This window comes from Mesorhizobium sp. M0029, assembly GCF_040323735.1.
In the GTDB taxonomy this organism is placed as follows: Bacteria; Pseudomonadota; Alphaproteobacteria; order Rhizobiales; family Rhizobiaceae; genus Mesorhizobium.
The window spans coordinates 26226-46086 of record NZ_JAMYVF010000016.1 but is presented as its reverse complement, the minus strand read 5'-3'; the positions used below and the strand labels follow the sequence as shown (position 1 = coordinate 46086).

Annotated in this window: 22 protein-coding genes; 12 read left to right on the top strand and 10 right to left on the bottom strand. The window is 62.6% G+C overall.

Translation table 11 applies throughout. The features are described from left to right. Positions 1-70: 70 nt before the first annotated feature. Positions 71-199 (bottom strand): hypothetical protein, encoded by a 129-nt coding sequence (locus tag NKJ76_RS23680; protein ID WP_352538478.1) that lies wholly within the window; start codon positions 197-199, stop codon positions 71-73. A gap of 127 nt (positions 200-326) precedes the next feature. Between NKJ76_RS23680 and NKJ76_RS23675 the strand changes: the two genes are divergently transcribed. From NKJ76_RS23675 to NKJ76_RS23660, 4 genes are all read left to right on the top strand, one after another. After that, positions 327-2486, top strand: coding sequence for a transglycosylase domain-containing protein (locus tag NKJ76_RS23675; RefSeq protein ID WP_352538477.1), 2160 nt, complete (start codon positions 327-329; stop codon positions 2484-2486). 73 nt (positions 2487-2559) lie between these two features. Next, positions 2560-3144: a DUF1214 domain-containing protein gene (locus NKJ76_RS23670; RefSeq protein ID WP_023670163.1), complete on the top strand. Its 585-nt coding sequence runs from the start codon at positions 2560-2562 to the stop codon at positions 3142-3144. After that, positions 3137-3685, top strand: coding sequence for a DUF1254 domain-containing protein (locus NKJ76_RS23665; protein ID WP_023702197.1), 549 nt, complete (start codon positions 3137-3139; stop codon positions 3683-3685). Before NKJ76_RS23670 ends, NKJ76_RS23665 begins: the two co-directional genes overlap by 8 nt. 396 nt (positions 3686-4081) lie before the next feature. Next, the gene (locus NKJ76_RS23660) at positions 4082-5098 is read left to right on the top strand and encodes a hypothetical protein (RefSeq protein ID WP_352538476.1); all 1017 of its coding nucleotides are present in this window, start codon (positions 4082-4084) and stop codon (positions 5096-5098) included. Here the strand turns inward: NKJ76_RS23660 and NKJ76_RS23655 are convergent. The 3 genes from NKJ76_RS23655 to NKJ76_RS23645 all read right to left on the bottom strand — a co-directional run bounded on the left by NKJ76_RS23655 (position 5085) and on the right by NKJ76_RS23645 (position 8014). Further along, entirely contained in the window at positions 5085-5432 is a 348-nt protein-coding gene (locus NKJ76_RS23655; RefSeq protein WP_352538475.1) for a DUF1491 family protein, read from the bottom strand. The two genes, NKJ76_RS23660 and NKJ76_RS23655, sit on opposite strands and share 14 nt — an antisense overlap. Positions 5433-5505: 73 nt before the next feature. Next, positions 5506-6294 carry a peptidoglycan-binding domain-containing protein gene (locus tag NKJ76_RS23650; RefSeq protein WP_023727647.1) on the bottom strand — a complete coding sequence of 263 codons (789 nt, stop codon included), beginning with the start codon at positions 6292-6294 and terminating at the stop codon, positions 5506-5508. Continuing rightward, positions 6269-8014 carry an ATP-binding protein gene (locus NKJ76_RS23645; RefSeq protein ID WP_352538522.1) on the bottom strand — a complete coding sequence of 582 codons (1746 nt, stop codon included), beginning with the start codon at positions 8012-8014 and terminating at the stop codon, positions 6269-6271. Before NKJ76_RS23645 ends, NKJ76_RS23650 begins: the two co-directional genes overlap by 26 nt. Positions 8015-8546: 532 nt before the next feature. On the opposite strand from NKJ76_RS23645, the gene NKJ76_RS23640 reads away from it, so the two are divergent. Next, positions 8547-8915 carry a DUF5330 domain-containing protein gene (locus NKJ76_RS23640; protein ID WP_352538474.1) on the top strand — a complete coding sequence of 123 codons (369 nt, stop codon included), beginning with the start codon at positions 8547-8549 and terminating at the stop codon, positions 8913-8915. A gap of 117 nt (positions 8916-9032) precedes the next feature. After that, entirely contained in the window at positions 9033-9461 is a 429-nt protein-coding gene (locus NKJ76_RS23635; RefSeq protein WP_023673679.1) for a SufE family protein, read from the top strand. A gap of 126 nt (positions 9462-9587) precedes the next feature. Here the strand turns inward: NKJ76_RS23635 and NKJ76_RS23630 are convergent, their stop codons facing one another. Both NKJ76_RS23630 and NKJ76_RS23625 read right to left on the bottom strand, forming a co-directional pair. After that, entirely contained in the window at positions 9588-10013 is a 426-nt protein-coding gene (locus tag NKJ76_RS23630) for a Ros/MucR family transcriptional regulator (RefSeq protein WP_023673680.1), read from the bottom strand. A 412-nt stretch (positions 10014-10425) separates the two neighbouring features. After that, on the bottom strand, positions 10426-10887 hold the full coding sequence (locus NKJ76_RS23625) for an SH3 domain-containing protein (RefSeq protein ID WP_502902335.1): 462 nt from the start codon (positions 10885-10887) through the stop codon (positions 10426-10428). Positions 10888-10913: 26 nt separating this feature from the next. Here NKJ76_RS23625 and NKJ76_RS23620 point away from each other — a divergent pair, with 26 nt between their 5' ends. From NKJ76_RS23620 to NKJ76_RS23610, 3 genes are all read left to right on the top strand, one after another. Further along, positions 10914-13061, top strand: coding sequence for a S9 family peptidase (locus NKJ76_RS23620; RefSeq protein ID WP_352538473.1), 2148 nt, complete (start codon positions 10914-10916; stop codon positions 13059-13061). After that, on the top strand, positions 13058-13684 hold the full coding sequence (locus NKJ76_RS23615; protein ID WP_352538472.1) for a LysE family translocator: 627 nt from the start codon (positions 13058-13060) through the stop codon (positions 13682-13684). Before NKJ76_RS23620 ends, NKJ76_RS23615 begins: the two co-directional genes overlap by 4 nt. 145 nt (positions 13685-13829) lie before the next feature. Next, positions 13830-14219 carry an SET domain-containing protein gene (locus NKJ76_RS23610; RefSeq protein WP_023673684.1) on the top strand — a complete coding sequence of 130 codons (390 nt, stop codon included), beginning with the start codon at positions 13830-13832 and terminating at the stop codon, positions 14217-14219. 20 nt (positions 14220-14239) lie between these two features. Here the strand turns inward: NKJ76_RS23610 and NKJ76_RS23605 are convergent, their stop codons facing one another. The 4 genes from NKJ76_RS23605 to NKJ76_RS23590 all read right to left on the bottom strand — a co-directional run bounded on the left by NKJ76_RS23605 (position 14240) and on the right by NKJ76_RS23590 (position 17383). Beyond that, the gene (locus NKJ76_RS23605) at positions 14240-15190 is read right to left on the bottom strand and encodes a cytochrome c (RefSeq protein WP_352538471.1); all 951 of its coding nucleotides are present in this window, start codon (positions 15188-15190) and stop codon (positions 14240-14242) included. Between the two features lie 9 nt (positions 15191-15199). Next, positions 15200-15637 carry a c-type cytochrome gene (locus NKJ76_RS23600; protein WP_023684552.1) on the bottom strand — a complete coding sequence of 146 codons (438 nt, stop codon included), beginning with the start codon at positions 15635-15637 and terminating at the stop codon, positions 15200-15202. 159 nt (positions 15638-15796) lie between these two features. Then, positions 15797-16399, bottom strand: coding sequence for a superoxide dismutase (locus tag NKJ76_RS23595; RefSeq protein ID WP_023743722.1), 603 nt, complete (start codon positions 16397-16399; stop codon positions 15797-15799). A gap of 105 nt (positions 16400-16504) precedes the next feature. Next, positions 16505-17383 (bottom strand): branched-chain amino acid aminotransferase, encoded by an 879-nt coding sequence (locus tag NKJ76_RS23590; RefSeq protein ID WP_023673688.1) that lies wholly within the window; start codon positions 17381-17383, stop codon positions 16505-16507. 168 nt (positions 17384-17551) lie between these two features. On the opposite strand from NKJ76_RS23590, the gene NKJ76_RS23585 reads away from it, so the two are divergent. The 3 genes from NKJ76_RS23585 to NKJ76_RS23575 all read left to right on the top strand — a co-directional run bounded on the left by NKJ76_RS23585 (position 17552) and on the right by NKJ76_RS23575 (position 19678). After that, positions 17552-18214 (top strand): haloacid dehalogenase type II, encoded by a 663-nt coding sequence (locus NKJ76_RS23585; protein ID WP_023743721.1) that lies wholly within the window; start codon positions 17552-17554, stop codon positions 18212-18214. Between the two features lie 175 nt (positions 18215-18389). Beyond that, positions 18390-19193 carry a L,D-transpeptidase gene (locus tag NKJ76_RS23580; protein ID WP_352538470.1) on the top strand — a complete coding sequence of 268 codons (804 nt, stop codon included), beginning with the start codon at positions 18390-18392 and terminating at the stop codon, positions 19191-19193. 284 nt (positions 19194-19477) lie between these two features. Beyond that, a complete protein-coding gene (locus NKJ76_RS23575) occupies positions 19478-19678 on the top strand; it encodes a hypothetical protein (protein ID WP_023702206.1) in 201 nt (66 codons plus the stop codon). Positions 19679-19861 lie beyond the last annotated feature (183 nt).

Here is a 19861-nt window from a genome sequence, read left to right as displayed (position 1 = left end):
ATGTGCACCCAAAGCGCGGTCCCCTCCCCGGCGAATTCGTCGCCCAGCAACGTCAGCGCGACGCTTTTGCCTATTGTGTAGCCATAGCCGGCGAGGCGACGAAGCCGACGCGCCGGCCTTTCTGCCAGACTGGCTCGAAGCCACTGGCGTCGGCATCGACGGCGTCGACCTCCAGCGTCACGATCCGGGCGGCGCTCAACAAACCGTGCGGTGTGGCCTGGCTGCCCTTGTGAGCCGGGCTGAAATGGAAGAATAGTCTTCGCCGGGTATGCCCGCCCTGAAATTGCCCGCTTGCGGTTCTCAGGTGGGTTGGGTGAGTTTCGGGAATGGCCAGTCCTTTTGAACGACGTCCAAGACGAAGAGGTCCGATCGCCGCCGCACTGCTGGCGGTGGACGCCTGGATCGATTCCTCGCTCTACGAAATCGGCTTCAAGGCCGGCCAGTTCTGGGAATCGGCGACCATTTTTTCGCGGCGCTTCCGAGTCACCGGCTGGCGACGCGGCATCATCGAGGTGCTGAGCGAAGGTTTTACGATGGGCGCCGGCGGCGTCGTCGTGCTGCTCGCACTCGCGATGCCGGCCTTCCAGATCACCACCGGCGACTGGCGCAGCCAGGGCGATTTCGCCGTCACCTTCCTTGACCGCTACGGCAATGAGATTGGCCAGCGCGGCATCATCCAGCGGGATTCCGTGCCTGTCGACGAGATGCCGGACCATGTCATCAAAGCGGTGCTGGCGACCGAGGACCGACGCTTCTTCGAGCACTACGGCATCGACGTGCTCGGCCTGTCGCGCGCCATCTTCGAGAATGTGCGGGCTAATTCCGTCGTCCAGGGCGGCTCCAGCATCACCCAGCAGCTGGCCAAGAACCTGTTCCTGTCGAATGAGCGTACCTTCCAGCGCAAGATCAAGGAAGCCTTCCTGTCGCTGTGGCTGGAGGCCAATCTGTCGAAGAAGGAGATCCTGCAGCTCTATCTCGACCGCGCCTATATGGGCGGCGGCACGTTCGGCATCGAGGCGGCGGCGGATTTCTATTTCGGCAAGAGCGTCAAGGATCTGAACCTCGCCGAGGCGGCGATGCTGGCCGGCCTGTTCAAGGCGCCGACCAAATACGCCCCGCACATCAACCTGCCCGCCGCCCGTGCTCGCGCCAATGTGGTGCTGTCGAACCTCGTCGATTCCGGTTTCATGACCGAAGGCCAGGTGCTGCAGGCAAGGCTGCATCCAGCCGAGATCGTCGACCGCGGCGAGCAGAAGAGCCCGGACTATTACCTCGACTGGGCCTTCGATGAGGTCAAGAAGATCGCCAAGCCCGGCCAGCATTCGCTGGTCGCACACACCACTTTCGACGCCAACATCCAGAAAGCGGCGGAGGAATCCGTCGAATTCCATCTCCGCCAGTTCGGCAAGGAATACAACGTCACCGAGGGCGCCGTTGTAGTGATCGAGACCAATGGCGCGGTGCGCGCCATTGTCGGCGGCCGCGACTATGGCGCAAGCCAGTTCAACCGCGCCACCAAGGCGCTGCGCCAGACCGGCTCCTCGTTCAAACCTTACGTCTACGCCACCGCCATGGAGCACGGGTTCACCCCGGACTCCGTCGTCTCAGGCGGGCCGATCAGCTGGGGCGGCTGGTCACCGCACAATTACAATGGCGGCTCGGCCGGCAATGTGACGCTGATCACGGCGATCGCCAAATCGATCAACACCGTGCCGGTACGGCTGGCCAAGGACTATCTCGGCATCGGCCCGATCAAGGCGATGGCCGAATCATTCGGTGTGGAATCGCCGCTGGAGTCGCACAAGACCATGGTGCTCGGCACATCGGGCATGACGGTCATGGACCAGGCGACGGGCTACAGCGTGTTCGCGCAGAACGGCTTCGCCGGCTCGCGGCACGGCATCACCCAGCTCGTCACCCGCACCGGCGATGTCGTCTACGACTTTGCCAAGGATGCGCCGGCGCCGCATCGGGTTCTGTCGGAACAGGCTTTGAAATACATGAACACCATGCTGGCTGCGGTGCCGGCGATCGGCACCGCGCGGCGCGCGCAGCTGCCCAACATCGTCGTCGCTGGCAAGACGGGGACGACGCAATCCTACCGCGACGCCTGGTTCGTCGGCTTCACCGGCAATTACACGGCTGCCGTCTGGCTCGGCAATGACGACTTCACCCCGACCCGCAACATGACCGGCGGCACGCTGCCGGCGATGGTGTGGCAGCGGCTGATGGTCTACGCGCACCAGAATATCGACCTGAAGCCGATCCCCGGCCTAGACAAGCCCTTCGTCGACGAAGAGATCGCGGCCAAAGCCGAGGAAGCGGAGAAGAAAAACGCCGATCAGGCAGCCGCCGATGCCGCGGCCGAGCGCCCGGCGGTGTTGTCCAGCCGCACGACACAGACGCTGCGCGAGATGACCAAGGTGTTCCAGACAGCGCCCGTGCTCGGCTCGCCGCAGACACCGGAGACCCTGTCGGCGCTTTGATTCCACAGCGCTGCTTGCTCTGTGGCCTGCCCCGCTATATCCCCGAACGATAATTCTCTCGTCCCGGTTCTTCATGCTCAAGACCGCCTTTTTCACGCTGCTTTCGCTTGCCATAGCCATCGGCCTCGGCGGCGGCAGCGTCTGGTATGCGCTGCAGGCGCAGAGCGGCGTCGGCGCGATCAGCATCGGCCAATGGACCGCCTTCCCCGAGATCGGCACGCAAGATGCCGACCCCTATTCGAAGGCGCGCGTGGCGCGCGAGGGCGTGCTGGCGCTCGGCAAGGCGGAAGGCTTGTCCTTCATCGCCGAACGCGATGCGGCCGGCGATGAGCTTCAGCGGCAATGCGACTACAGGATCGAAGGCAGTTTCCCGACCGCCCGGTTCTGGACGCTCTATGCCGCGGATCAATCGCTCGGCGTGGTCGACACCGGCAAGCCGAGGCTGGCGGCGCTGCAATCCTACCAGGTGCTGCGTCAGCCCGACAATTCGGTGATCATCGCCGTCGGCAACCGTCCGGCCCCCGGCAACTGGCTTCTGACCGAAGGTTTTGGCCGGATGTATTTCGTGCTCACCTTCTACGACACGCCCATTGCCTCAAGCACCGGCCTTTCCGACGTGTCGCTGCCCCGGATCGTCAAGGCTGGCTGCAATGCGTAGGTTGCTGCACGCCATCCTGCTCGGCCTGCTCGGCGCCGGCATCGTCCACATCGTGGTGCTTTTGCTGGTGCCGGAATTTACCGAGCGCGATGCCTGGTCACGGCTGGCGATGGCGTCCGACCTCTACAAGATGACCAGGCTGGATGCCGAGGCGGGCGGCGCGCCGGTGGTGAAGTCGGTGGATCCGCTGTTTTACGCCGCCGCCTGCCGCTTCGACCTTGCAGAAGGCGTGGTGCGGATCAAAGCGCCGGGCAGCGTGCCGTTCTGGTCGGTGTCGGTCTATGACCGCAACGGCCACAATTTCTATTCATTCAACGACCGCACGGCGACCGGCAACAAGCTGGACACCGTGGTGCTGACGCCGGCACAGATGATCGACGTGCGCAGGGAGCTTCCCGAAGACCTGCAAGGGGCGATCTTCGTCGAGGCGCCGATCGAGGAAGGCATCTTCGTCATCCGCGCCTTGGTGCCTGACGACAGCTGGAAGCCGGTTGTGTCGCAGTTCCTGGACCAGAGCTCCTGCGAACTGCAGGACTACTGACCTCACCCCGACGACCAGCAAATTCAGTGGTGCGGAACAGGCGTCCGTGGTGTGCCCGGCTGGTCCGCCGGTCGCGCCTGGCCCGCCAATGGCGGATGCTCGTAGCGGACGCCGGGAAAAATGATCACCGCCGCCGGCGTACCGGTGTCCTGAACTGCTCGATTGACTGGTGCCGATCGCGGCACGAAAGACAGTACCATGCCCATGGTTCGCGTATTCCTCTCGGTTGCCCCGGAGCACAACGCAACGCCTCCAAATGTGATTAAGGCCGGCAGAGGGTTAACGGAGCGCTAACGGATCGCGGCTAATTTGATGTTTGTTCCAGGCCTTGCGCGAAACCGACATAGTTGCGGTTGAGCATGGTCCGGGTTGTGTCGAGTGTCGGGCGTATCTTCCGTGTCAGCTTCGGATTTCAGGCAAATCGCCATACGGACGGAATCGGGAAAAGCCGAAAGGCTGTTTCGCGCCGCCGTGTCGGCGTTCTGCTCGCTGACCCGCCCGTCGCGCCGCGAGATCGCCCAGCTTGAGGATCTGACGCTGCCGCTGTTCGACAGCGTACCGGTCGAATCGCGCCGCTATGTCGCCGCCGCCCTGTCCGAATGCGAATATGCGCCGGCCGCCCTGGTGCGGCGGCTTTGCGAGGAGCCGGTCGATGTCTGCGCGCCCTTGCTCGTCCGTTCGCGGGCGCTGGGCGACATCGACCTGATCGCGTTGATCGGCCGCCACGGCCTGCCGCATGCGCGCGCCATTGCCCGCCGCAAGGATTTGAACCCGACCATCGCGCAGTTGATCAAGGCGCTGGAAAAGCCGACCCTGGTGCGCGTGCGGCAGCCCGAGCCGATCGCCGACGTGGCGGGCGCCGACGCCGAAGCCGAAGCCGCTGCCGCCGCTCCCAGCGCACCAAAACTGCCCGGCAGCGCCGCCGAAACCGCCAGGCGCCGCCTGCGCTCGATGATGCTCGCCGAGGGCGAGGCGACATCGGTCAATCCCTTCGTCGGCTTAGCAACTTACAGCAAGCTGCGCGAGACGGCGCTGACCGGCAACGCCGCCTTCTTCCAGACCGCGCTTGCCGACGCGCTCGACATCGACTTCTCGACGGCGCGGTCGCTGACCGAGCATTCGAGCTATGTCTCGCTGCTCGCCGCGCTGCGGGCGCTCGACCTCAGTGAGGACAGGGCATTCCTGATCGTGGTCGCGGTTTACCCCCGGGAGTTTCCGCACCCGCAGGCGATCCGCATCTTCCTCGACCGCTACCGGCTGCTGCACCACGAGGCGGCGCTCGACAAGGTGCGCGGCTGGAAGGCCGAAACATTGTCGCGAGCGGTGCGCGGCAACACCCCTGTCGCCGCGAATGGCGACCAAGCGCCGGACGTCGACAAAGCCAGCTTAGGGGCCAGCCTCAAGGCGTCTTGACGGAGAGAAGCTCCTCGACGGAAACCGTTCCGGCCTCGATCTCGACCACCCAGATGTCGGGATCGAATTTTTTCTCCCGCTCAAGTCTGGCGTCAAGCCCGGCGGCATCGTCGCCGGCGCCGAGCAGCGTGAAAAAGCGATCATCCGGTTTGTCCGAATCGTAGCTCGTCTGCGGCGCCGGGCCGAACAGGGAGACGTCGCCCAGCCTGCCGCGGGAGAGCACGAAGACAGCGCCGGCCTCGGTCGCGCCGCGCTTGACGACGGCCGCAAAGCCGCCGGCGCCGAAGACACGGCGCAGCAGGGCCGACACCCAAAACTCGGTGGTTACGCGCATGACGAGGCTCCGGAGGACATGCGCGGCGTCTTAGCCGGATTTTCGGCTATCCGCGAGCGGTCGTCTTGACCACTCAATTGGTCAGGCCGATCTCGCGCATCTTGACGTAGACGACCTCGTCGGGCTCGCCCGTTTCCGGCAGGCCGAACAGCGACTGGAATTCCTTGATCGCCGCCTTGGTGCGGGCGCCGACGACGCCGTCGAGTTGCATGTCGTCATTGCCGAATGCCTTCAGGCCGGCCTGGATCTTGACGATGCGGGCATCGGGCGCTTGGGCGGATACAGGCGCGGAAACCGGGATGGGCGCAGGCGCGGCCTCGGGCGCGGCAACTCGAGCGGCGGCCATATCCACGGGCCGCGGCAGCGGATGCGGGATGCCAGCTGTGGTCTGCTTGGCGCCGAGCTGGTCGAGCAGCACGGCGTCGATCTCACCGGAGGCCGGCAGGCCAACTTTCTGCTGGTAGGCCTGGATCGCCTTTTGGGTATTCGGCCCGGAAATGCCGTCGACCGTTCCCGTGTAGAAATCGAGATCCTTCAGGATGCCCTGGACCTGCTCGACGGTCGGGTCGCTTTTGACCGGTGCCGGGCCGGGCCGCAGGATGTTGATGGTGGTTTCGGGTTCGTCCGCGCCGGGGTGCGGAAAACCCTCGATGCTGCGGGTGGCGAAGAAGGCGCCGGCATGCGGAAACGGCTGGTACCACAGCGCGTTGGCGGAAACGTAGAACAGCGTCACCAGGAAGGCGGTCGACCCGCCGACCAGGACCGGATTGCGCGAGATCGCGCCGCCGAGCGCAATCGCGCCGGCCTCGAACGCGCCGCTGCGGCGCTTGACCGCCTTAGGCTGTTTTGCGGAGCGAGCCATTCCTGTCCCCTTTCGCGTCGCCTTTCGTCCTGGTCGCGGGCATCGGCAGCACGCCGTTCCTGTCGGTCGCGCTCCTCTTCGGCCCGTTCACCGGCAGGCTGATCGTGACCGTCGTCCCCTCGCCCGGCATGCTTTCGATCGACATCGTGCCGTCGTGCAGCGCCACCAGGCCCTTGACCAGCGACAGGCCGAGCCCGGTGCCCTCGAAGCGGCGCGTATAGTCGTTCTGGATCTGCATGAACGGCTTGCCGAGATTTACAAAATCTTCCTCGGCGATGCCGATGCCGGTGTCCCTGACCCAGAAATGCAGCCGCGAGCCGATCCGCTTGGCGCCGACGACGACATTGCCGCCATCGGGCGTGAACTTGACCGCATTGGAGACGAGGTTGATCAGGATCTGCTGCACGGCACGACGGTCGGCATTGATCTCGCCGGCGTCCGGCGCAATCTGCGCCTGGAGACCGATGTTATTGGCATTGGCCTGCAGCTGCATCATCGACTGGCACATCTCGACCGCTTCGATAAAGCGGAACGGCTCGGGCTCGGTCGCGTAGGCGCCGGCCTCGATCCTCGAGACATCAAGGATGGAGGTGACGACGGCAAGCAGATGCTGGCCCGACTCCTTCACCAGGCTGACATACTCCTTCTGGCGCGGGTCCTTGAAGCCGCCGAACATCTCATGCAGCAGCATGTCGGAAAAACCGATGATGGCGTTGAGCGGCGTCCGAAGCTCATGGCTGACGACCGCCAGGAAGCGGCCCTTCGCCACCTCGGCCGACGCTGCGGCCTCAGTGGCGGCAGCAAGCTCGTCGCGCAATTCGGCAGTCTCGTCGTTCTCGCGCAGCAGCAGAGTGAAGGTCTCCTGCTGCTCTTCGGCGCGCATCAGTTCGAGCTGAAATGGCCGGTAATTGTCGGCCGTCGAGGCGCTGCCGTCCTGCGGGAGCCTAACCCGAAGATCGAGCCGGCGCGCCAAGGCGCCATCGCGCATGTCGGCAAGCGCGCTGAGATAAGCGACGCGATCGGACAGGTGGATGCGGTCGAACAGCCCGGCGCCGAAAAGCAGTTCCGGGGGCAGCTTCAGGATGGTGCGCGCCTTGGCCGAGGCATTCAGGACCTCGCCATGCCGGGCGACATGCAGGACAACGGCGTCGATCATGTCTTCAAGGCGGTCGTTTGGAAGCAGCGCGGGCTGCGCGCGTGCGGCATCGCCGAGGGCTGCGAGCCGGGGAACCAGCGTCAGGCCCCAGGCGAGCGGCAGCAGCCAGTGCCACGCCGCGACTTGCGCCCCGCCGAGCGGGACGACAGAGCCGACAAAGGGCTGCAGCAGCATTGCGGCCAAGACCGAGAGGCCGCCCCAAAGTGCCGCGCGCTTTGAACCGCCGATCCACCAGGCCTCGAATGGCAGTGCCAGGGCCAGCAGCGCAACCGGCGACGCCAGGCCGCCTGCTGCCGCGACGGCGCCGGCAAGGGCAAGACCGCCGGCGGCAAGGGCAACCTGGGCTGCCAGCGTCATCTTGCCCGACGCCGCCACCAGCAAGGCGGCGAACCAGCAAAGACCGAAGGCGGCGAAAATGGTTGCGACGGTGACGGCGGCGCCCATGCCCGAGGTGACCAGTGTCACCGCCGCACCGGCGGCGAAGAACGGAGCGGCAAGCATGATGCCGATGAACCGGCGCTGGCGCAGGCGGTCGCCCTGGCCGATGATGGCCGGATGGACCATGCGTTCGCAACCGGCCGCCAGCGCGCCAGGCAGTTCAATATATCTGGCAGTTGTCAAACTCAACGCACTCGCACCCGGTCGTGACTGCCCCTGCTTTGCAGGTCGCTTTTGCTTGTTTGAAACTCGCATCCAGCGTTTAAGGAATGAATAAGGCTGACCGGAACAACGAGCGCGCTGCGGCAAAAATTGGAGCGCCGGCACCGGAATGCACCGCCATTTGTGGCCATAGTAAACGGAGCGTTATGTGCAAAGGGCGTGCCCGTGGCTGCGAAACCCTGAGCCGGCATGCCTGCTCTTCTGAAGATATCCATGCGCAACAATCGCTTAGATGGTTACTGCAAGGTTAAGAAAATTGTCGGCATTTGAGGCTAATGCACTGCAAAACGCCTCGCTTCGAATTTGCCTAAAATTTGAGGAAAATTTTCACTGAGCAGGAAAGCCGTCCTTTGCGCCTCATGTGCCATTGTCGCTGATATAAAGAGGTCATTGCGCATGGACGCATGATCCGGTCATTGGACGAGAGGGCAGATCGATGGGCTTTTTGATAAGAATGGCGTTCTGGTTTTCGCTGGTGTTGCTGGCGCTGCCGCTGACCGTCGGCCCCGACGAGGATGGCCGCGAGAGCGTCGGGCCGTTCCAGGCGCTTTTTGCGGCGCGCGAAGCGGTCGGCGACATCGCCGGCATTTGCGAGCGTAAGCCGGACGTCTGCGAAACCGGCAAGTCGGCGATGCATACGATCAGCGCCCGGGCCAAGGAAACCTCCAAGATCGCCGCCGCCATGCTGGACGACAAGAGCGCCGAGACCTCGCCCGATACATCGCTGGCCACCGGCAGCGTCGCCAAGGACATCGTGCTGCCGGCGACAGTCAACATACCTGCCAAGCTGGTGGCGAAGAACTAAACACCGTTTCAGCTGTATCTACAGCGACACCGCAGGCCGGTCGGACCTCTCGATGCCTGCGGTGCTTTTCTTCTTTTTTCCGTGACGCCGCAGCCGCGGATGACTATATCCCGAGCAATGGCCACGACGATCCAGACGATCCGCGACGACTTCTCCCTGCTCGACGAGTGGGAAGACCGCTATCGCTATGTCATCGAGCTCGGCGAAGCGCTGCCGCCATTTCCCGACGCCGAACGCAACGCCGCCAACAAGGTGCCGGGCTGCGTCAGCCAGGTCTGGCTGACCACGAGCCGAGCGCCGGGCGCCGATCCGGTCATCACCTTCACAGGCGATTCAGACGCTCATATCGTGCGCGGTCTGGTCGCCATCATGCTGGCGCTGTTTTCGGGACGGACTGCCAGCCAGATCCTTGAAACGGACGCAGAGGCGACGCTGAGGTCGCTTGGCCTCGACGAACATCTGTCGCCGCAGCGGGCCAATGGCCTGCGCTCGATGGTCAAGCGCGTCAAGCGCGACGCCGAGATGGCTCTCAAGCAGACTGCTTGATTGCTTATCTTCTCTTCTTTCGACGCAATTCCCAAGAGAAAGCGCTCGGCAGTTTTCCTGGAATTGTTCTAGAAACAAAAACGGCGCCGTAAGGGGCGCCGTTGATCTTGTCCATTGGAGCCGGTGTTACCGCCCCTTGCGCTTGCGGCCGAGGCCCATCTTCTTGGCCAGCTGCGAACGGGCAGCGGCATAGTTAGGGGCAACCATCGGATAGCTGGCGTCGAGATTCCACTTCTCGCGGTATTCATCGGGCGTCAGACCGTAATGGGTCATCAGGTGGCGCTTCAGCGACTTGAACTTCTTGCCATCTTCAAGGCAGACGATGTAATCGTCATGAACAGAGCGCTTCGGGTTTACCGCAGGCTTCTGCTTGTCGGCCGGAGGCTGTTCGCTTGCTCCGCCCACGCGCCCGAGAGCGGCATGGACATCAGCGATAAGGTTCGGCAATTCGCCGACCGGCACGGGATTGTTGCTGACATAGGCTGCCACCACATCGGCGGTCAGCTCGATCAGCGCATCGCTATTTCTGGAAGGTGTTTCGACGATATCCATGGTTTAGGCCCCAACGAAGGATGTTTCTGTTTGCGCCCTTTTTGGAAGATCGGGCATGGCGCGAATTTCACGCGGGAAGAGCTTCATGGATTCGCGTCCGGGCATCTTAATGAGCCCACAGACAAAGTAAGTCAATTCGCATCTTGCGCTATATTCAACGATATTCATCGAATAGTCGCTCTTCAGCTTCAATCTTTCGTGCACTCTGTAACTTCGCGATATTTTCTGGTCGGACCAGGACTAGCATGACGTAAGGTCACGCCATCGCTAAATCAGCAGGGACTCATAAAGTGGGCAGCGATGCTTGGTCTATGCTTCAAGGTTTGAGCAGCTGATTGTCGGATTCGTACCAAACCGCAAGTTGCAAAGCGTTGGCGAAACCCGCCGAAGAAGATCTTCGGTCTGACCGGATTCAATACGGCGTGAGGTATTTTCCATAGACCCAGCCACTAACAAAAGCACCATTTTGCGCCGGGTCGTGCCAAACTTGACACCATTGATAGCGAATTGCCTGTTTCTGTTTCCAGTGCGGCTGGCCGGCGATCTCCAGAAGATTCAAGCCGCCGGTGCACTTGCCGGTCATCTGCAGGATCGTCCCGTTGGGATAGGCGGCCTGCTTCTGCGAGGTGCCGGACGGATATTTGCGAACGTTGAGCGTGTCGCCGAACGGCACGCCAGCCACTTGCCAAGCGGCGAACGCGGTTGCATGAGACTGGCCGGTGAAAGCCAGAACGGTCGAAGCGACGACGGCGAGAGCCGCAGCGGTGTTGATATGGAAATTCATCATCCTCTCCTTTGGCTCATCTCCCGAGCCCGCCGCAACCAATACATCCCGGCCCTTGAACCCGCGCTGATCGGCGTGTTCATTTGCCATTCAAGTAATTTCTTCAGTGAGACGCAATGACCAAGACCTCAGCTTTTCCGACCGCCAGCCCGCCGAGCCCCGAGAAACACCCCGTCTTCGACACGCATCACGGCATTACCCGCACAGATGACTATGCCTGGCTGAGGGCCGAGAACTGGCAGGCGATGTTCAGGGACCCTTCCCTGCTTGAGGGCCGCATCCGCGCCCATCTCGAAGCCGAAAACGCCTATCAAGCAGTGCTTATGGCCGATACGCTAGAGCTTCGGAAGCAGCTGTTCGGCGAGATGAAGGGGCGCATCAAGGAAGATGATTCGACGGTGCCGATGAAGGATGGCCCCTATGCTTACGGCTCATCCTTCAAGCTTGGCGGCGAACAGCCCCGCTATTTCCGCATGCCGCGCGATGGCGGCGATGAGCAGATCCTGCTCGATGGCGACGCGGAAGCCGAGGGCAAGCCCTATTTCCGCCTCGGCGGCGTCGACCATTCGGCCGATCACCGCAAGCTGTTGTGGGCGTTCGACGACAAGGGCTCTGAATTCTTCACACTTCGCGTGCGCGATCTCACCAGCGGCAAGGAACTGAGCGACCAGATCGAGGCCACCAGTGGTGGCGGCGTCTGGAATGCCGCCGATGACGGCTTCTTCTACACAAGGCTCGAGGACAATCATCGCCCGTCCAAGGTGCTGTTCCACGCGCTCGGCGGCAGCCCCCTTAATGACCGGCTGATTTATGAGGAAACTGATCCCGGCTTCTTCATGGATGTCGGCGGCACGCGCTCCAACGAATGGATCATGATCGGGATCAACGATCACGAAACCTCGGAATATCACCTGATGCGCGCCGATGAGCCTTTCGCCGAGCCAAAGCTGGTGGCAAAGCGCGAGACTGGCCTGCAATATGATCTGGAAGAAGGCGGCGACATCTTCTTTATCCTCACCAATGCCGACGGCGCCAAGGACTTCAAGATCATGACGGCGCCGGCTAATGACCCGGTTCGCGCCAATTGGGAAGAGCTGGTGGCGCACGAGCCAGGCCGGCTGATCCTGTCGGTGGTCGGCTTCAGGGATCATATGGTCAGGCTCGAACGCAAGGAAGGGCTGCCGCGCATCGTCGTTCGCGATCGCCGCAGCGGCGAGGAGCATCTGATCTCGTTCGACGAAGAGGCGTTCTCGCTCGGCCTGTCGGGGTCCTATGAATACGACACCGAGATCATGCGCTTCACCTATTCGTCGATGACGACCCCTGCGCAGGTCTTCGACTACAATATGCGCAGCCGCGAGCGTGTGCTGCTGAAGACCCAGGAAGTGCCGTCCGGTCACAATCCGGATCATTATGTCACGCGCCGGCTGATGGCGCCGGCCGCCGATGGCGAACTGGTGCCGGTCTCGCTGCTGCATCACCGCGACACGCCGCTCGATGGCTCCGCACCGTGCCTGCTTTACGGCTACGGCTCTTACGGCATTGCCATCCCGGCGGCGTTCAACACCAACTGGTTCTCGCTGGTCGACCGTGGCTTTGTCTTTGCCATCGCCCATGTCCGCGGCGGCAAGGACAAGGGCTATGGCTGGTATGACGACGGCAAGCGGGCGCACAAGATGAACACGTTCACCGATTTCATCGCCGTCGCGCAGCATCTCGTCGCCGAGCGTTACACCCAACACGACCGCATCGTCGCGCAAGGCGGCTCGGCCGGCGGCATGCTGATGGGTGCGATCGCCAACATGGCGCCGCAAAATTTCGGCGCCATCGTTGCCGAGGTCCCCTTTGTCGACGTGCTGACCACGATGCTCGACGCAAGCTTGCCGCTGACGCCGCCGGAGTGGCCGGAATGGGGCAACCCGATCGCGTCGGCGGAAGATTACCAAACGATCGCCGCCTACTCACCCTATGACAATGTCGCCGATCACGACTACCCGCCGATACTGGCGCTGGCCGGCCTCACCGATCCGCGCGTCACCTATTGGGAGCCGGCCAAATGGGTGGCGCGGCTGCGCGAGCGCAAGAGCGGCGACAATCCGGTGCTGTTCAAGATCAACATGGATTCCGGCCATGCCGGCGCCTCCGGCCGCTTTTCAAGGCTGGAGGAGATCGCCTATACCTACTCCTTCGCGCTCAAGGTTACGGCCAAGCCCGAACCCGAGGTTACGGGCAAGGCTGAGAATGCAACGGAGGCGTCGCAATGATCGATCTATCCACCTTGACGGCTTACATAGCGGTTGTGCTTGGCTTTGTGTTTATTCCAGGCCCAGCCACGCTTTTGACGGTCACGCGAGCGACGAGTTCCGGAACCAGGGTCGGCGTCGCGACGGGCGCGGGCGTCGCGGCTGGCGATGTGTTCCATACCATCATGGCGATGGTCGGCATTTCGGCGATCATCGCCACTTCGGCAACGCTGTTCAGCGTCGTAAAATATATCGGCGCGGCGTATCTCGTTTACCTCGGCATCCGCGCAATCATCGAGAGAATACCGGCCGACCCTACTGCCGGCGCACTCGCGATCTCCGCCAGCAAGGCGTTTCGTCAAGCTGTCCTGACCGAAGTGCTTAACCCAAAGACGGCGCTTTTCTTCCTCGCCTTCCTGCCCCAGTTCGTGCGGCCTGAAAACGGATCGGTGATGCTCCAGCTGATGACGCTGGGCATAATCTTTGTTCTGCTCGGCCTTTTCAGCACAGTCGTCTTTGCCGTGAGTGCGGGCCGGCTCGGCACGTTCCTGCGCCGCAATCCGTCGGCGGTGAAATGGCAAGGCAAGGTGGTTGGCGGCATCTACTGCGCGTTAGGCGTCCGTCTGGCCTTGCAGCAGCGCTGATGTCGAAGCGACAGGCGCGCCCGTCGAGGCGCGCCGGTCGTCACTTTTTGAATTCCGGGCTGCTCATTTTCACTCGCATTTGCAATGGCTGCGCGCTACCCATGCGCGCCACCTTCCAGACCATGACATACGCAAAAGGGCCACTATGTTGCTCGTCGACACCTATCTCGAGAAATCACCGATCCAGGGCATCGGGGTTTTCGCCAGGAACCACATTGCCAAGGGCACGCTGGTCTGGAAGCTCGACCCCAGATTCGACCGGATCATCGACGTCGAGACCTATGAAGGCGAGAGCGGCCCGGTGAAGAACTATCTCGACCGTTATTCCTATCCAGACCGCCGGGATCCGAACTACATCGTCTTCGAAGCCGACGACGCCCGCTACATGAACCATGACGACGAACCGAATTGCGATGTCTCCTCGCCCGAGGAAACCTATGCCTTGCGCGACATCGCACCCGGCGAGGAACTGACCTGCAATTACAGCCATTTCTTCGAGACGGGCTTCGACTTCCTCGGCGATCGCCACCTGTAGATGGCCACCTGTAGCCGGGATCACTTGGCCGGCTTGCTGCGCACCGGGTAGCCGTTGGGATGCGGCGGCACCGCCTTGAGATAGGCGGCTATTGCCGCGCGATCTTCCGGCGGCAGTTCGGCCATGTTGCGCTGCACGTCGACCATGGCGCCGCCGACCGAATCGAAATCAGGGGTAAAACCGGTTTCGAGATAGTTGGCGATGTCGGCTTCCGACCAGTCACCGAGCCCGCCTTCGCCCGATGTGATGTTCGGCACGATGCCGCTGCCTTCGGCGGCCGCCGCGCCAGCCAGCCACTGGCTCTTCCTGATGCCGCCGGTGACATCGCGCGGCGTGTGGCATTCGCCGCAATGGCCGGGCCCCTCGACCAGATAGCGGCCGGCGAGTACCGGATCAGGCGTGCCATCGGCAAAGGCAATCACCGGCTCTTTGCTGAGATAGAGCCGCTTCCACAGGCCGAGGCCGCGGCGGATGTTGAAGGGGAAAGTCAGGGAATTGTCGGGCGCCTTGCCGGCGACCGCCGGCAGCGTCTTCAGGAACGCATAGAGATCGGCAATATCAGCCGGCTTCATGCGGGCGTAGGACGCGTAGGGAAAGGCCGGATAGAAATGCTCGCCCGACGGCGACACGCCCTTCAGCATGGCGTTGGCAAGGTCCTCGACCGTCCAGGCGCCGATGCCGTCCTTGGGATCCTGCGAGATGTTGGGCGGCACGAAGGTGCCGAACGGCGTCTTGAGCTCGAGGCCGCCGACCAGTTGCAAACGGGCGTCGCCTTGCGAGCCCGGCTTGGCGTGACAGGAGGTGCAGCCGCCGGCATTGAAAATGCGCTTGCCCCTGGCGGCGTCGCCGGGGCCGAGCTGCGCCAGGGTGCCAGTGTCGAGCTTGACCGGCGCCGACAACAGCCAGCCGGCGCCCGCACCGACGACGCCCAGGACAAGGGCGACGCCGACAAATTTTTTCCACAAGGGCATTGCCCGGGATCAGCTCTTCTTCACCCGATAGGTCTTGTGGCAGGTGCCGCAATCACTGCCGAGCGTATCGATCTGCGCCTTCAGCGCATCGACATCGGCGGGTGCGGCGGCGACTGCGGCCTTGACGTCGGCGAGGTACTTGTCTTCGGTCGATTTGAAGCCCGCCATGTCTTTCCAGATTTTGGGCGAGGCGGTGGTATCACCGCTGTCGCTGCCGGCCGGGAACAGCGTGTCGACATCGAACTTCTCGGCATTGACTTGCAGCGCCTGCAGCGCCGTCAGCACGGCGGCGGCATCGAAGTCTGCCTCGCCCTTGGCGATTTTTGACAGGCCGCCGACGATCTTGCCTCGTTCCTTCATCAGTCCCTGTCGGTCGAGGATCGGGTCGGCAAAAGCCGCCGAGGCGGCGAGGCTGAGCATAGAGATGGCGATAACAAGCTTTCTCATTCAATTGGCTCCAGGATGATGAGGGGTCGCGACCTAACGTTAACGGAGGGCGGGCCGGGATTATTCCCTGTCCGCCGGCCGGATTCTGCCGAATTTTGTGTGCCTGCTGCTTCAGCTGAGAAAGAAAAGCCCCGGAGTACCGGGGCTTCTCTGGGTCGATCAGGCTTTCGCCTCTTCGTACATTTCAAGGACATGGTCCCAGTTGATGAGGCTGTCGACGAAGGCCTCGAGATATTTCGGCCGCGCGTTGCGGTAGTCGATGTAATAGGAATGTTCCCAGACATCGACGCCGAGGATCGGCGATGCGCCATGGACGAGCGGGTTCTCACCATTCGGTGTCTTGGAGATCGCCAGCTTGCCGTCGTTGACCGAGACCCAGGCCCAGCCCGAGCCGAACTGCGTGATGCCGGCGGCGATGAAGTCGGCCTTGAACTTGTCGTAGCCGCCGAGGTCGGCGTCGAAAGCCTTCTGCAGGGCGCCCGGAAGCTTGTTGCCGCCGCCGCCCTTCTTCATCCACTTCCAGAAATGGATGTGGTTGTAGTGCTGGGCTGCGTTGTTGAAGAGGCCGGCATTCTTGCCGAACGACTGTTTGACCACCTCTTCGACCGACAGATCGCCGAGGCCCGCTTCGGCGGCCAGCTTGTTGCCGTTGTCGACATAGGCCTTGTGGTGCTTGTCGTGGTGATACTCCAGCGTCTCCTTCGACATGTAAGGCTGCAAGGCCTCGTAGTCGTAGGGCAAGGCGGGCAATTCAAAAGCCATCGGTCATACTCCTCATGGAAAAATCCGGTGCGGATACCGGATTAAGATAGGGCTGCATTGATCTGGAACAACTCCGGAATGAAGCGCCAATTGCCTTTTAGCGGCTCAACCGGCGGAAGTCGAATGCGCCCATTCCCAATAAAGGTCGCGCGCTTTCTTGGCCACCGGCCCGGGCTGCAGATCGCGGTCCTCGATGCGGGTGATCGGCACGACCTTGGAATGATTTCCGGTCGAAAAGATCTCATCGGCTTCGAGAAAGTCGCGCACCGACAGCATCTTCTCCGTGGTCTTGAAGCCGTAATCGCCAAGCAGCGTCATGGTGCGCGAGCGGGTGATGCCGGACAGGAAGGTGCCGTTGGGCGCCGGCGTCAACACGTGGCTGTCCTTGACCAGGAAGATGTTCGAGGTTCCGGTCTCGGCGACATTGCCCAGCATGTCCAGCACCAGCGCATTGTCGAAGCCGCGTCCCTTCGCTTCGAGGATGGCGCGGCCATTGTTGGGATAGAGGCAGCCGGCCTTGGCATTGGTCGGCATGGTCTCGATGGTCGGCCGCCGGAACGGCGACACGGTGATCGAAAAGCCGGTCGGCGAGATCATCGGCGATTCGTAGAGGCAGAGGCAGAAACGGGTCGAGGCCGGATCGGCCGGCACGCCCATGTAGCCGCCATGCTCGGCCCAGTACATCGGCCTGATGTAGACCGCTGTCTTGCCGTCGAACTTCTTCAGCCCGTCCCAGGTCAGTCCAACAATCTCATCGGCGCTCATCGACGGCGCGAGGCCGAGCGCGGTCGCCGATGCGTTCACCCTAGCGGCATGCAGCTCGAGATCGGGGGCGACGCCTTCGAACCAGCGGGCGCCGTCGAAGACGCTGGTGCCGAGCCACATGGCGTGGCTGCGCGGACCCAGAATGGCGACGTTGCCTTCGTACCAGTCGCCGTCGACGAAGGTCCATGTCGCCGATAGCGCCGCAGTCGCCAGTGTCATTGTTCGGTTCCGCTTCAAAGCTGCCTGTGCCAAGCATTGGAAGATGCTTTGACCGGCGCCGTCAACCGGCATGGAGCGGTTTTTGTTGAGGCCAGAGCGCCCCAAGAAAGCGATCAAGACTACAATCGATGCTTGCACCTTGCGCCGCCTGCCCTCAAAACTGTCGCCATGCATTACGCGGCTTACGTTTTCGACGCCTATGGCACGTTGTTCGACGTGCACGCCGCCGTGCGCCGTCACGACGGCGAGATCGGCCCCGACGGCCCGCTGCTTTCGGAAATCTGGCGCGCCAAGCAGCTGGAATATTCCTGGGTGCGCACGCTGATGGGCGGCTATGCCGATTTCTGGCAGCTCACCGAACAGGCGCTCGATTTCGCCCTGCGCAAGGTTCCCTCCGCCGACAAGGGACTGAAGGCCAAGCTGCTCGAAGCCTATTGGCGGCTCGACTGCTATCCGGAAGTGCCGGCCGTGCTGAAGGCACTGAAAGCATCCGGCGCCAAGCTCGCAATCCTGTCCAACGGCTCGCCCGAGATGCTGGAAGCGGCGGTCAAGTCGGCCGCCCTCGACCAGGTGCTGGACGATATCTTTTCGGTCGACGCCGTCAGGCGCTTCAAGACCGACCCGTCGACCTACGACATGGTGGCGACGGGCTGGCGGCTCTATCCGGGCGCCGTCTCGTTCCAGTCGTCCAACCGCTGGGACATCGCCGGCGCCACCAAATTCGGCTTTCGCACCGTCTGGATCAACCGCGCCAACCAGCCCGAGGAATACCGGGATTTCCCGCCGGCGCTGATCCTGCCGTCGCTTGAAGGCCTGCTGACCGGCGGCTGATCACTCTGTTGCCTTCGAGCAACAGTGGCAGGGCGGTCACAGCTTCGCCTTTGTTTGTCCACCCTCAGGCCAGAATCGGAACCGCCTATCGCGTCAGGCATTGGGGGAGGCCGACCACTGCGCCGCTTGAAGGCATTCACGCTTTCTTGCGATTCGAGACTTAAAAAAGGCAACCATGTTGAAGACCGAAATCGACCCCTATCGCCTGAGCCGTCGCGGCTTTCTGAATGCTGCAGCCCTTGGCGCCGCTTCGATTGCGGTCTCCGCCTGCACCACCACCGGACCGGCGCCGGTCGAACCGCCACCGCCGACCTATGACGAGCCGCCGCTCGGCGACTATGCGACGATGTACGGCCCGATTTCCGACAGCGGGTTCGAGCTCCCGGCCATCCCGATCAAGAAGATGGACCCGCAGTTCCTGCGCCAGATCGTTCCCGATCCGACCGGCCAGCGGCCAGGCACCATCATCGTCGATACGACCAACCATTTCCTCTATCTGGTGCGCGAAGGCGGCCAGGCGATCCGTTACGGCGTCGGCCTCGGCCGCGCCGGCTTCGAATGGTCGGGAGACGCCGTCGTCCAGTGGAAGCAGAAATGGCCGAAATGGACGCCGCCCGATGAGATGGTTGCCCGCCAGCCTGAACTGGAAGAATACAGCGCCAAGAACGGCGGCATGCCCGGCGGCCTCAAGAACCCGCTCGGCGCCCGCGCGCTCTACCTGTTCCACGACAACGTCGACACGCTCTACCGCCTGCATGGCTCGCCGGAATGGAACTCGATCGGCAAATCCGTCTCGTCAGGCTGCGTGCGCCTGATAAATCAGGACATCATCGACCTCTACGACCGCGTGCCGTCGAAGAGCCCGGTCATCGTGACGTCCGACATCGGCCAGCCGATGGCGGCGAGCGCAAACCGCAGAGCCATCCCGATCGATGGCGGGGTGCCGGATGGCTCGGTCCTGCTCGGCCCGGTGACCTGATCGACTTCATCGATGCCATGAAGCGGCAGGTTCCGCTCCATGCGGCTCGCCAGGATCCCGATAGCTTTACGCGAATGCCTGGGGTTCGCATCCAAGATATGCAATGCCGGCAACAGGAGGCCAAAAAAGACGTCCAGACGAACCATGGAGCCGCTGCAATCGGGGCGGCCATGCCCTGTCAATCTCGACGCTGCTGTGTTTCGTTACCGATTGATGTATATTAGACGGGAGTATGATTGCAGAGACATACATTTCATTAGATCATTGATGGCGGGGGAACGCCGATGGTGGGATTTGATTTCGATAGTCCGCCTGCCGACGGCGCCGAGGCCAACCTGTCGGCCGAATGCGAGCGCCAATTGCTGCCGCTCGTCCGCGGAATTGTCGAGGCGGCGGTTGCCGCCGGGTGGAGCCAGGAAGACGTTCTTCTGGCCATGGTCGAGCTGTGCTGGGATCTGTACGAGAAACGCCGAGGCAATCTTTAGCAGGCCTGCGTGAGCCGGATAATTCCGTAGCGCCGGCCAAGCCAGGCCATGTTTTTCTCGCGCAAACTTTTTTCTTCACCTACAATGTTTTTTCTATCCGCGGGATGCGCTACGCTGCCTTTGGGCAGGACTATGGGGGATACAAATTACCGTCCGGATTTCCGGGTTGGCTGTTTGAACGGC